A 12,560-nucleotide genomic window follows, 5' to 3' on the forward strand; every position below is an offset into this window, starting at 1 on the left:
ACACTTGTCCAGCAATGGTGAACGGAGACGGCATGGCTGTGCTGGCGAATCGGGAAAGTCAGCTGCTCATCGACGGCAAGCTCGTCGCGGGAAGCGGCGGGTCGTTTGAAACCGTCAACCCCGCCACCGAGGAAGTGCTGGGTGTCGCGGCCGACGCCACCGCCGACGACATGGGTCGTGCGATCGAGGCGGCCAGGCGCGCCTTCGACGAGACCGACTGGTCGACCGACACCGACTTGCGGGTGCGTTGCCTTCGCCAGCTGCAGGCCGTCCTGAAGGAGCACATCGAGGAACTGCGCGAGATCACGATCGGCGAGGTGGGCGCGCCCCGGATGTTGACGTCGGCGGCTCAGCTCGAGGGACCGGTCGACGATCTGAGCTTCTGCGCCGACACCGCCGAGTCCTACGAGTGGAACACCGATCTCGGGGTCGCGTCGCCGATGGGCATCAAGACCCGCCGCCGCCTCGCCCGCGAGGCCGTCGGCGTCGTCGGCGCCATCACCCCGTGGAACTTCCCGCACCAGATCAACCTGGCCAAGATCGGCCCGGCGTTGGCCGCCGGCAACACCATCGTGCTCAAGCCGGCCCCGGACACCCCGTGGTGTGCGGCCGCGGTCGGAGAGTTGATCGCCGAGCACACCGACATCCCGCCGGGCGTCGTCAACATCGTCACCTCCAGCGATCACGGGGTCGGTGCGCTGCTGTCCAAGGACCCACGGGTGGACATGGTTTCGTTCACCGGGTCGACGGCGACCGGTCGCAGCGTGATGGCCGATGGCGCCGCGACGATCAAGAAGGTGTTCCTGGAACTGGGCGGCAAGTCGGCGTTCCTCGTGCTCGACGACGCCGACCTGGCCGCCGCCTGCTCGATGTCGGCGTTCACCGCGTCGATGCACGCCGGACAGGGATGCGCCATTACCACCCGACTGGTGGTGCCGCGGGCTCGCTACGACGAGGCGGTGGAGGCCGCGGCGGCGACGATGGGCGGACTCAAGCCGGGCGACCCTCAGGACGCCGGAACCATCTGCGGCCCACTCATTTCCGCGCGTCAGCGCGACCGGGTTCAGGGTTACCTCGACTCGGCGATCGACGAGGGCGGCAAGTTCGCCGTCGGCGGTGGCCGCCCCGCCGATCGCGATACCGGCTTCTTCATCGAGCCCACCGTCATCGCCGGGCTGGACAACAACGCCAAGGTCTCGCGGGAGGAGATCTTCGGACCGGTGCTGACGGTCATCGCCCACGACGGCGACGACGACGCCGTCCGCATCGCCAACGATTCGGCCTACGGCCTTTCAGGCACGGTGTTCTCGGCCGACGAAGAACGCGCGAACCGGGTCGCGGCACGGATGCGGGTCGGCACGGTCAACATCAACGGCGGCGTCTGGTATTCGGCGGATATGCCGTTCGGCGGATACAAGCAGTCCGGGCTGGGTCGCGAGATGGGACTGGCGGGCTTCGAGGAATACCTGGAAATCAAGGCGATCGCTACGGCGGTGTGACGATCACGCCGAACGTGGGTTACCCGCACGCAAAACGTCGCGAGGCGTGACACAACCCCACATTCGGCAACGAGGAAGGAACACGATGGGGTTCTACGAGGACCAGTTCAAGGACAAGGTGGCGATCGTCACCGGCGCCGGCGGCGGTATCGGCCAAGCGTATGCCGAGGCGCTGGCGCGCGAGGGCGCCGCAGTGGTGGTTGCCGACATCAACACCGAGGGCGCCCAGAAGGTGGCCGACGGCATCAAGGGCGAGGGCGGCAGCGCGCTCGCCGTGCGTGTCGACGTCTCCGACCCGGAATCGGCGAAGGAGATGGCCGCGCAGACGCTTTCGGAGTTCGGCGGCATCGACTACCTGGTGAACAACGCCGCGATCTTCGGCGGCATGAAACTGGACTTCCTGATCACCGTGGACTGGGACTACTACAAGAAGTTCATGAGCGTGAACATGGACGGCGCGTTGATCTGCACCCGGGCGGTGTACAAGAAGATGGCCAAACGCGGCGGCGGGGCGATCGTCAACCAATCCTCGACGGCGGCGTGGCTGTACTCGAATTTCTACGGTCTGGCCAAGGTCGGGGTCAACGGGCTGACCCAGCAGCTGGCGACCGAGCTGGGCGGGCAGAACATCCGGGTCAACGCGATCGCGCCGGGCCCCATCGATACCGAGGCCAACCGCACCACCACGCCTCAGGAGATGGTCGCGGACATCGTCAAGGGAATCCCGTTGTCGCGCATGGGACAACCGGAGGACCTGGTCGGCATGTGCCTGTTCCTGCTGTCGGATCAGGCCAAGTGGATCACCGGTCAGATCTTCAACGTCGACGGCGGGCAGATCATCAGGTGAGCGACGACGTCAAGCTGGGATACATCGGCCTGGGCAACCAGGGGGCGCCGATGGCCAAGCGTCTGGTCGACTGGCCCGGCGGGCTGGTCGTGTTCGACGTGCGTACCGAGGCGATGACCCCGTTGGTCGAGCTCGGGGCAAGCCCGGCGGAGGATGTCGCTGGAGTCTCTGAGGCCGACGTCATCAGCGTCACGGTGCTCAACGACGAGCAGGTGCGCGACGTCGTCGGTCAGCTCGCCGAACACGCCAAACCAGGTACCGTCATCGCGATCCATTCCACCATCGAGCCCAGTACGGCACCGGATCTGGCAGACCAATTGCGCCCAAGGGGTATTCACATCGTCGATGCGCCGGTCAGCGGTGGCGCCGGAGCCGCCGACAAGGGTGAACTGGCCGTGATGGTCGGCGCCGACGACGAGGCCTACGCTGCGGTCAAACCCGTCTTCAAACAATGGGCATCGCTGGTGGTGCGCGCGGGCGAGCCCGGCGCCGGTACTCGGATGAAGTTGGCTCGGAACATGCTGACGTTCATCGGGTTCGCCGCGGCCTGTGAAGCGCAGAAACTGGCTGAGGCGGCGGGGATCGATCTGCAGAAGCTGGGGCGCGTGGTGCGGCACAGTGACGCGCAGAGTGGTGGACCCGGAGCCATCATGTACCGCGACGACACCAAGCCGCTCACCCCGGACCACTTCCTGCACGACATGTTCGTTCACACTCGTGGTCTCGGCGAGAAGGATCTGCGGTTGGCGCTCGCGCTGGGCAAGGCCACCGACGTCGAACTTCCACTGGCCGAGATCGCGCTGCAGAACCTGGCCGCCGGGCTCGGCGTGCCGCACACGAAGGAGTGACGATGGACGAGTTGCGCCGCAAGGGCCTCGAGAAGATGAACGAGGTCTACGGCTGGGAGATGCCCAACATCGAGGGTGATCCGTATTTCGACCTCACCGTCGACCACCTCTTCGGCACCATCTGGTCGCGCCCCGGGCTGTCGATGCGCGACAAGCGGATCATGACGCTGACCGCCGTGACCGCCGTCGGGAACTCCGACCTCGCCGAAATCCAGGCCAACGCGGCGCTGGCCAACGGGGAGATGACCGAGGACGAGCTCAAGGAGATGGCCGTCTTCCTGACCCACTACCTCGGGTTCCCGCTGGGCTCCAAGCTCGACGGCGCGGTCAGCAAGGTGATCAAGAACCGCAAGAAGCGTCCGGCGGATGACAAGAAGGCCAATGTGAACGCCGCGGTGAAGATGCATTCCGGTGGGACGGTCCATGACGAGTAGGTATGCGTCCCTGTCGCGGGAAGAACTCGCGGTCCTGCTGCCCGAGCTGCTGCTGATCGGTCAATTGATCGACCGGTCCGGAATGGCCTGGATCATCGCAAATTTCGGCCGCGAGGAGATGTTGCAGGTCGCGATCGAGGAGTGGATGGGCGCCAGCCCGATCTACGCCAAACGCATGCAGCGGGCACTGGACTTCGAGGGTGACGACGTCGTCACGATCTTCAAAGGCATGCAGCTCGACATCGGCGCCCCACCGCAGTTCATGGACTTCCGCTACACCGTGCACGACCGGTGGCACGGCGAGTTCCACCTCGACCACTGCGGTGCGCTGCTCGACGTGGAGCCGATGGGCGAGGACTACGTGCGCGGCATGTGTCACGACATCGAGGACCCGACGTTCGACGCGACCGCGGCCGCCACAAACCGTCGCGCGCAGATCCGTCCGATCCACCGGCCTCCACGCACACCGGCCGACCGGCATCCGCACTGTGCGTGGACGGTCGTGATCGACGAGTCCTATCCCGAGGTGGACGATCACCCGGTGTTGGACGTGATGCGCCGAACCCGCGCCGCCAGAACCGAATTCGATCCAATCAACCGCGATGACGAGGGCCAGTCGGACTACTCGGGACCGCTGGTGTCGGACTTCGACTTCGGGGCGTTCTCACACTCGGCGCTGGTGCGCATTGCCGACGAGGTGACCCTGCAGATGCACTTGCTGAACTTGTCGTTCGTGATCGCGGTCGGCAAGCGCGCGGGCACCAACACCGAACTGGCGACCGAGATCTGCACCAAACAGCTGATCGGCATCGCCGGCATCGCCGCCGAACGCATCCACCGCGCGCTGAGACTGCCCGGCGGCATCGAAGGCGCCGTGCGCACACTGCAGTTGCATCCGATGCTCAACCCGGCGGCCTATGTGGACGCCGAGTTCGGTCCGGATGTGGTGCACGTGCGGCGTTCGGCGGCGCACGAGGACGGCGCGTGGGTGTCGCTGGTGACCCCCGACGAGGTGCGTCCGTTGCAGGCCGCCGTCACGGCGATCGACAAGCATCTCGATGTCGAGGTCACCGGCACCGCCCAGGAGTGGACCGCGCGGGTCGTCGACACGGACAGCGAAGCCAAGGAATTCTCCGAGGTGGCGGTTGTCAGGGTCAGCGGCGGTTCGACATGGGAGTTCGAAGACCGCAAGTCATTGCCGTTGACCGTGCTCTGAGCCTCGTGGTCAGCGGGGCGCACCCGTCTGTTCAGCGCGCGGATCTACCGAGTTCCTCGTACTCCGCACCGAGTGTGCGCATCCTGGCCGCAATGGCAGCGAGGTCGCTGTGTGAGCGCTGGATGATCTCGGCGACCTCGCCTGCGCCCTTGCTGACCACCGGCCACAGCATCTGTTGGCCGGCCGGGGTTTCGGGCGTCGTCGCCGCCGCGTCCAGCACCCACTGACGGACCGCATCGAGCTCACGCCTGCCGGCCGCGACCACCGCGGCCGACCTGTCCACCTCAGCCGCGAGGCGGCGATCCAGGTCGGCCAATGCCCCCAGAGCCCTTGCCTGCCTGGCGTTCCGGTCTCGATAGCCCTCGGCGCCCGCGCCCGTCCAATCCGAACCCGGTGTCGCCGACTCCACCTCGTCCCGCAGGGACTCCAGGCGGGCACTGTGGTCCAGCCCGCCGCCGTCCTGCGGGATGCCCTCACCGAACGTCGCGCGCGCCCGCGCCCACGTCGAGAGGAAGGCATCGACGACACTCACGATCGTGAGTTTACGGCCCGCCAGACGGCCGGCCGAGCACCAATTGCGGCGCCTAGCGGGCCGCGGTCGGAGCGGCCACGGACGCGCCGACCCAGCGTCGCAGGTAGCTCCGCAGCTCGGGGCCGCGGCGCGGGGGACGCCCCGGGTCGATGACGAACGACTGGATGATCCGCAGCAGGTGTTCGGCCAGTTCGTCGAGGTCGTGGTCGTCGAACCCCTGCGCGGCCCAGTCAACGTCGAAGCGGCGCAGCATCGAATTGGCGAACTCCAACGCCACATCGGAGGTGACCGTCTGGCTGAACTCGCTGGCCCGCGCGGGCATCAGCAACAGTCCCATGTGTTTGTCCTGTGGCAGCCACTCCAGCGCGGTGGCGATGCCCTCGGCGACCGCCTCCTGCGGGTCGGTCAACCCCTGCAGGTGCTCGGCGAGCCGGTCTAGAAAGCCGGTGGCCGCACGCTGTGCTGAGGCCTGAAGCAGCGCGTCGGTGCTGGGAAAGTACCGGTAGACCGTCTGCCGCGTCACCCCGAGTGTGCGCGCGACGTCGCTGATCGAGAACTCGGCACCGCGCGCGTCGATCGCCTTGCCCGCGGCGTCGAGGATTCGGGCCACCGCCTCCTCATCCGTCGACGGCGCCGAGCCGGACCAACCGTGTGTGCGCACGGCGAAAATCCTACTCAGCCCGCCCGGTCAGCCGGTGTAAGAGACCTGCAGGTCCTTGACGCCGTTGATCCAGCCCGACCGAAGGCGCTGAGGCTCACCGGCTTTGGCAATTCCGGGGATCTGGTCGGCGATCTCGTTGAAGATCAGCTTGATCTCCATGCGGGCCAGGTTCGCGCCGATGCAGTAGTGGGCGCCGTTGCCGCCGAAACCGAGGTGCGGATTGGGGTCGCGCGAGATGTCGAACCGGAACGGCAGGTCGAAGACCTCTTCGTCGAAGTTGGCCGAGCTGTAGAAGAGGCCCACCCGCTGGCCCTCGCGGATCGTGACACCGGCGAGTTCGGTGTCGGCCAGCGCGGTCCGCTGGAAGCAGTGCACCGGGGTGGCCCACCGCACGATCTCGTCGGCCGCGGTCGCGGGCCTGTCGCGCTTGAACAGCTCCCACTGCTCGGGATTCTCGAAGAACGCGTTCATACCGTGTGTCATCGCGTTTCGGGTCGTCTCGTTTCCGGCGACCGCCAGCAGGATCACGAAGAACGCGAACTCCACATCGTCGAGCGACTCCCCATCGAGGTCGGCCTCGATCAGCCGGGTCACGATGTCGTCGGCCGGGCACCGACGGCGCTCCTCGGCCATCGCATAGGCGTACCCCATCAGCTCCGCATTAGCGGCGGTCGGATCGGAGTCGAAGTCGGGGTCGTCGGTGTTCATGATCGCGTTGGTCCATCCAAACAACTTCTCGCGATCGGACTCGGGCACACCGATCAGGTCGGCGATGGCCAGCAGCGGCAGGCGCATCGCGATGTCGTCGACGAAATTGCCACTGCCCTTTTGCTTTGCCTCGGCGACGATTTCGCGTGCGGCGGTCGCCAACCGTTCCTCGAGCGTGGTGATTGCGCGCGGGGTGAACAAGCGCGACACGAGTTTGCGCAGCCTCGTGTGTTCGGGCGCGTCGTGGTTGATCAGCAGCGCCTTGGTGAGCTCGAGCTGATCCGAGGTGACGCCCTCGGGAAGGCGCATCACCGCCCCCTTGCGGTTGGTCGACCACAGCTCGCCGTTGCGCGAGATGGCCTTGATGTCCTCGTGGCGGCTGATCACCCAGTAGCCGCCGTCATCAAAGATCGACTCGGGCTGCTCGTTCCACCACACCGGCGCGGTCTTGCGCAGCTGAGCGAATTCTGTGACGGGGATACCGCGCAGCAGCACCTCGGGGTCGGTGAAGTCATATCCGGGTCCGAACGGGCATGTGGCCTGCGTCATACACTCGACCATACACTGGTTAGTCAAGTGTATGGCCTAACTTGCGTCGTCGACCGAACCGAGATCGAGACTGCGGTTAGGGTGAGCAGTTGTGCGAGTCCTGGTAATCGGATCCGGTGCCCGTGAACATGCGTTGCTGCTGGCGCTGCGGCGTGACCCGCAGGTCGAAGACCTATCGATCGCGCCGGGCAATGCGGGTACCGCCGCGATCGCCGACCAGTACGACGTCGACATCACTTCAGGTGAGGCCGTCGCCAGCCTGGCGCAGCGGCTGGAGGTCGACCTCGTCGTCATCGGGCCGGAAGTACCGCTGGTGCTCGGCGTCGCCGATGCGGTGCGCAGCGCCGGGATCGCCTGCTTCGGGCCGAGCAAGGACGCGGCCCGCATCGAGGGTTCGAAGGCGTTCGGCAAGGAGCTGATGACGGCCGCCGGTGTGCGCACCGCCAGGAGCGAGGTCGTCGACAACCCCGCTCACCTCGACGCGGCGCTCGACCGCTTCGGCCCCGACAGCGGCGAGGCCGCATGGGTGGTCAAGGACGACGGTCTGGCCGCGGGCAAGGGTGTGGTGGTCACCGCCGATCGCGCGGCCGCCAGGGCTCATGCCGCGGGCCTGCTCGACGCGGGACATCCGGTGCTGCTCGAGTCGTACCTCGACGGGCCCGAGGTGTCGCTGTTCTGCGTCGTCGACGGCGAGACCGTGGTGCCTATGCTGCCCGCGCAGGACTTCAAACGGGTCGGCGACAACGACACCGGCCCCAACACCGGCGGTATGGGGGCCTACGCGCCGCTGCCGTGGTTGCCCGAGGACATGGTCACCCACATCGTCGACGATATCGTGAAACCCGTTGCCACCGAACTGGTCAAGCGCGGTAGTTCGTTCTCGGGGTTGCTCTACGCCGGTCTGTCGATCACCTCACGAGGCCCGGCGGTGATCGAATTCAATTGTCGCTTCGGCGATCCCGAGACCCAGCCGGTGCTGGCCCTGCTGGAGACGCCGCTGGGTCAGCTGCTGTACGCGGCCGCAACGGGCAGCCTCGCCGACGAGCCGCCGCTGCAGTGGCGCGACGGCGCCGCCGTGACCGTGGTGTTGGCCGCGGAGAACTACCCGTCTCGCCCGCGTGTCGGTGACGTGATCGTCGGTGCCGAGGTCGAGGGTGTGCTGCACGCGGGCACGAGTCGCCGCGAGGACGGTGCCGTCGTGTCCTCGGGAGGCCGCGTGCTCTCCATCGTGGGTACCGGCGCGGATCTGTCGGCAGCGCGTGAGGCCGCCTACGAGGTGATCGAATCGATTCGCCTGCCGGGCAGCCACTTTCGCAGAGACATCGCCCTTGCCGCGGCCGAGGGGCGCATCAGCGTCTAAGACGTCAGCAGCGGGGCCATCCAGGACAACTCGGCGGGCAGCTGCGCGCTCCAGAACCCGGCATCGTGCCCACCCGGCGAGAAGCCGCCCGCGGGCGGATTCGGCAGCTGCGCGATGAACTCCTTGGTCGCCGAGTAGAACGGATCGCCGGTCCCGCAGTCGATCCGGATCGGAATCGACGCCAGCGCCGGCAGGCCCCAAACACTGTTGGCGGCATAGTCTTCCGCGCTGTCGAACGCACCGGGCGCGGCGGCTCCGGGGGACGTCCACAGCGCGGGGCTGACGGCGCAGATCGCGACGGTGCGGGCGGGGCCGAGCCGCGCCCCGAGCAGCAGGGCCCCGTAGCCGCCCATCGACCAGCCCAGGAAGCCGACTCGTGAGGTGTCCAAACCTTGTGAGCCCAGCATCGGGATCAGCTCGTCGAGCACCATCGCCCCGGAGTCCTCACCGGAGGCCCGCTTGTGCCAGTAGCTTCCACCGCCGTCGACGGCGACGACCGCGAAGGGCGGCAGGCCCGCGGCGACCGCCTCGGCCAAGCCCTGCTCCACACCGCCGGCCATCACACCCGCTGCGTCCTGCCCCTTACCGTGCAGCGCGATGACCGGACGCAGCGGTGCGGTTTGACCGGGCGGACGGGCGATCGCCCAGTTGGTCTTCTGCCCGCCGCGGGCCGCCGAGACGAAGGACCCGTCGACGTAGGTGGGTGCGGCGGGTGCGGCCGGGGCCGCGGGCGCCATCCGCAGCGCCGCCACTCCGGCGGCCGCGCCGACCCCGAGGCGCAGAAGCGAACGGCGGCTCAGTTCGGGCATGGCGGCCATGATGCCATCGCGGGTTGTCTGCCCGACGAGCGGCGGCTGGCCCGTCGCACCAGAAACACCAGCCCCGACTTCGGTTCGAAAACCTGACGATTAGGCGAAAGCGCGATGGTAGGGCCGCCCGACTGGCAGCATGCTAAAGGTGACGGCAGCGGTCACTCCCAAGGGAGAACGTCGACGCTTTGCGCTGGTCAGCGCCGCTGCCGATCTGCTGTGCGAGGGCGGCTTCGACGCGGTGCGACATCGCGCTGTGGCCCGTCGCGCCGGCCTGCCGCTGGCGTCGACGACCTACTACTTCTCGTCGCTGGACGATCTGATCGCCAGGGCCGTCGAATACGTCGGCGAGCGTGAGGCCGAGCAGTTGCGCGCCCGGGTGGCGATGCTGTCGCGGCGCCGGCGAGGCGCGGAGTCGACCGCCGACATCCTGGTGGATCTGTTGGTCGACGACGTGGCGGGGCAACGGGTCAGCGAGCAGCTGATCTCACGCTACGAGCGCTACATCGCGTGCGCGCGCCACCCGATGCTGCGCGACATCCAACGGCGAATCATGCGCCAGCGCACCGATGCCGTCATCGAGGTCATCGAGCGGTCGGGTCGCTCGGTGCGCGCCGAGTACCTCACCGCTTTGGTCAACGCGGTCGACGGTGCGGTGGTGGCGGCGCTCGTCGCCGAGGGTGACGGGCCTCGCGCAACAGCACGCGCAACGCTGATCGACGTGATAGACGTGTTGGCACCAATCGACGAGCGAGTGGCGCAGGTGTGACGTAGTAGGAGGCCGATGAGTACGCCGACCGACACGCAACCGGAACTTCGGCGGGTCATGGGTCCGGGGTTGTTGCTGCTGTTCATCGTCGGTGACATCCTCGGTACCGGTGTCTACGCGCTGACCGGTCAAGTCGCCGGAGAAGTGGGTGGGGCGGCGTGGCTGCCGTTCCTGCTCGCGTTCGCCATCGCCACCGTCACGGCGTTCTCCTATCTGGAGCTTGTCACCAAGTACCCGCAAGCCGCGGGCGCAGCGTTGTACGCGCACAAGGCATTCGGGATCCAGTTCTTCACATTCCTGGTCGCGTTCGTGGTGATGTGTTCCGGTATCACGTCGGCCTCCACGGCATCGCAGGCGTTCGCGGCCAACCTGATCAAGGGGTTCGGCCTGGATTGGGGTAAGGCGGGCGTCACGCTCATCGCCCTGAGCTTCATGGCCGTCCTCGCCGCGATCAACCTGCGCGGCGTCAGTGAGAGTGTCAAACTCAACGTCGGCCTGACCATCATCGAGATCAGCGGTCTGCTGCTGGTGATCTTCGTCGGTCTGTGGGCCTTCACCCAGGCCGGCGACCACGACTTCTCACGCATCGTGATGTTCGAAAGCAGCGAGGAACGAAGCACATTCGTCGCGATCACCGCGGCAACCTCGCTTGCCTTCTTCGCCATGGTCGGGTTCGAGGACTCGGTCAACATGGCCGAGGAGACCAAAGACCCCGTCCGGATCTTCCCCAAGGTCTTGTTGACCGGCCTGAGCATCGCGGGTGTCGTGTACATCCTGGTGTCGATCATCGCGGTGGCGATGGTGCCGATCGGCGAATTGAGGGAGAGCAGCACCCCACTGGTGAGCGTGGTCGAGGCCGCCGCACCGGGCCTTCCGATCGACGAGTTGTTCCCGTTCATCACGATGTTCGCGGTTTCGAACACCGCGCTGATCAACATGCTGATGGCCAGCCGGTTGATCTACGGCATGGCACGCCAGCATGTACTGCCGCCGCTTCTGGGCTCGGTGCACCGGACCCGCCACACCCCCTGGGTGGCAATCATTTTCACCACCATCATCGCGTTCGGGCTGATCTTCTACGTCTCGGCGTTCGCGAGCAGCAAGGCGCTCTCGGTGCTCGGCGGCACCACATCGCTGCTGCTGTTGGCGGTGTTCGCGACGGTCAACGTCGCGGTGTTGGTCCTGCGTCGCGATGTCGCCGAGGATGACAGGCACTTCCGAACACCCACGGTATTGCCCATCATCGGTTTCATCACGTCGGTGTATTTGGTGACGCCCTTGTCGGGCCGCCCGGGCACGCAGTATCTGCTGGGCGGGATCCTGGTGGTGATCGGAATCGTGCTCTTCCTCATCACGATGGTGATCAACAGGCGACTCGGCATCAAGGACGCGGGTATCAACGATCCGACTCAGCTCGCGCAGTCGCCGGACTAACCGCCCAACTGCCTGCGGATCTCGGTCAGTTCGCGTTGAGCTCGCTCGATCAGTTGTTGAACCTGCTCCAGGCGCGGTAACACGTCGCCGCCCTCGGGGTTGGCCGCCGCACGGGCCCGGGGAGCTGGCGTCAGCCCCGGCGGTAGTGCGGGCGTGACGATGTAGCCGCCTTCGCGGTCGCCGTAGATCGTGACGTCCTCGCGCCGCCGCTCGAAATACAGCGCGACGTACGCGCAGAGCACCGCGTCGACGGGATCCTCACAAGCGTTCAGCTGGAAGGCTCGATCGCTGGCCTCGATCCGCTTGCGAAGCTCGAGCCAGGCGGGGCTGCTGCGCACGCGAAGCCGCGGCGTCGCGTCGTTCAACCCCTCGATCAGCCCCACCATTCTCAGCAGCTCGTCCTGGCGCTTGGCGACATCCTTGGCGCGCCGCTTGTACTTGAGCGTCTTGCCGAGTTTGAACAGCGAGATCGTCGCCGCGTGCGGATAGACCTCGATCGCGCGCCGGTCGCCGCGCGACAGCGGGTCGGGATCCAGGCCCAACCGTCGGCAGAGCACCTCGGCGCGGGGTGGATCGAAGAGACGGTTGCCCGTGTTCGCGGGCTGGGCGGTCGCCTCGAACGGTGCGAAGTCCCGGTTGTAGAGCGTCTCCCCGAGCCGATACCCGCTGGGGTTTCTGACGACGAGCGGCGCGTCGATCCCCACGACGCATGGGCCATCGACAAACGGCGCGAGGGCCGCCTCGATGTCGTCGTCGCTGACCGCCGCGCCCACCTGCACGAGCCGTCCGTCGTCGTCGAGGACTGCCACCCCGGATTGGTTTCCCTCCGCCCACGCGAGATCGAGCCCAACGAAGTACATGGGACCAGCCTGCACTACCCGGGTCGTAAGCTGA

General features: G+C 66.9%; 13 protein-coding genes. 8 read left to right on the plus strand and 5 right to left on the minus strand.

Annotation, left to right across the window (positions count from 1 at the left end; genetic code table 11):
- The first annotated feature begins 32 nt into the window (after positions 1–32).
- The 5 genes from CEX88_RS19010 (at position 33) to CEX88_RS19030 (ending at position 4,844) form a co-directional block, all read left to right on the plus strand.
- Positions 33–1,499 carry an aldehyde dehydrogenase gene (locus tag CEX88_RS19010; RefSeq protein WP_064395188.1) on the plus strand — a complete coding sequence of 489 codons (1,467 nt, stop codon included), beginning with the start codon at positions 33–35 and terminating at the stop codon, positions 1,497–1,499.
- 85 nt (positions 1,500–1,584) lie between these two features.
- Positions 1,585–2,346: an SDR family oxidoreductase gene (locus tag CEX88_RS19015; protein ID WP_094294666.1), complete on the plus strand. Its 762-nt coding sequence runs from the start codon at positions 1,585–1,587 to the stop codon at positions 2,344–2,346.
- Positions 2,343–3,194 (plus strand): NAD(P)-dependent oxidoreductase, encoded by an 852-nt coding sequence (locus tag CEX88_RS19020; RefSeq protein WP_094294667.1) that lies wholly within the window; start codon positions 2,343–2,345, stop codon positions 3,192–3,194. The genes CEX88_RS19015 and CEX88_RS19020 overlap by 4 nt, the downstream gene beginning before the upstream one ends.
- A 2-nt stretch (positions 3,195–3,196) precedes the next feature.
- Complete coding sequence (locus CEX88_RS19025; RefSeq protein ID WP_066844384.1) at positions 3,197–3,628, plus strand: carboxymuconolactone decarboxylase family protein; 432 nt, start codon at positions 3,197–3,199, stop codon at positions 3,626–3,628.
- Entirely contained in the window at positions 3,618–4,844 is a 1,227-nt protein-coding gene (locus tag CEX88_RS19030; protein WP_094294668.1) for a hypothetical protein, read from the plus strand. Before CEX88_RS19025 ends, CEX88_RS19030 begins: the two co-directional genes overlap by 11 nt.
- 31 nt (positions 4,845–4,875) lie before the next feature.
- Here the strand turns inward: CEX88_RS19030 and CEX88_RS19035 are convergent, their stop codons facing one another.
- Genes CEX88_RS19035 through CEX88_RS19045 form a run of 3 tightly spaced genes read right to left on the minus strand, consistent with a single transcriptional unit; the run spans position 4,876 to position 7,294 of the window.
- Positions 4,876–5,376, minus strand: coding sequence for an EspA/EspE family type VII secretion system effector (locus tag CEX88_RS19035; protein WP_066844502.1), 501 nt, complete (start codon positions 5,374–5,376; stop codon positions 4,876–4,878).
- A gap of 52 nt (positions 5,377–5,428) precedes the next feature.
- On the minus strand, positions 5,429–6,037 hold the full coding sequence (locus CEX88_RS19040; protein WP_094294669.1) for a TetR/AcrR family transcriptional regulator: 609 nt from the start codon (positions 6,035–6,037) through the stop codon (positions 5,429–5,431).
- A gap of 27 nt (positions 6,038–6,064) precedes the next feature.
- Positions 6,065–7,294: a cytochrome P450 gene (locus CEX88_RS19045; RefSeq protein ID WP_094294723.1), complete on the minus strand. Its 1,230-nt coding sequence runs from the start codon at positions 7,292–7,294 to the stop codon at positions 6,065–6,067.
- A gap of 91 nt (positions 7,295–7,385) precedes the next feature.
- On the opposite strand from CEX88_RS19045, the gene purD reads away from it, so the two are divergent.
- Complete coding sequence (purD, locus tag CEX88_RS19050; RefSeq protein WP_094294670.1) at positions 7,386–8,654, plus strand: phosphoribosylamine--glycine ligase; 1,269 nt, start codon at positions 7,386–7,388, stop codon at positions 8,652–8,654.
- Here the strand turns inward: purD and CEX88_RS19055 are convergent.
- Positions 8,651–9,475: an alpha/beta hydrolase gene (locus tag CEX88_RS19055; RefSeq protein WP_202931576.1), complete on the minus strand. Its 825-nt coding sequence runs from the start codon at positions 9,473–9,475 to the stop codon at positions 8,651–8,653. The two genes, purD and CEX88_RS19055, sit on opposite strands and share 4 nt — an antisense overlap.
- A gap of 127 nt (positions 9,476–9,602) precedes the next feature.
- Between CEX88_RS19055 and CEX88_RS19060 the strand changes: the two genes are divergently transcribed.
- Positions 9,603–10,232 carry a TetR/AcrR family transcriptional regulator gene (locus CEX88_RS19060; RefSeq protein WP_064395196.1) on the plus strand — a complete coding sequence of 210 codons (630 nt, stop codon included), beginning with the start codon at positions 9,603–9,605 and terminating at the stop codon, positions 10,230–10,232.
- Positions 10,233–10,247: 15 nt separating this feature from the next.
- Positions 10,248–11,666, plus strand: a complete 1,419-nt coding sequence (locus CEX88_RS19065; protein ID WP_094294672.1) for an APC family permease — start codon at positions 10,248–10,250, stop codon at positions 11,664–11,666.
- Here the strand turns inward: CEX88_RS19065 and CEX88_RS19070 are convergent.
- Positions 11,663–12,526: a DUF429 domain-containing protein gene (locus tag CEX88_RS19070; RefSeq protein WP_094294673.1), complete on the minus strand. Its 864-nt coding sequence runs from the start codon at positions 12,524–12,526 to the stop codon at positions 11,663–11,665. The two genes, CEX88_RS19065 and CEX88_RS19070, sit on opposite strands and share 4 nt — an antisense overlap.
- Between the last annotated feature and the right edge of the window lie 34 nt (positions 12,527–12,560).

The organism is Mycobacterium neumannii, assembly GCF_002245615.1.
Lineage (GTDB): Bacteria > Actinomycetota > Actinomycetes > Mycobacteriales > Mycobacteriaceae > Mycobacterium > Mycobacterium neumannii_A.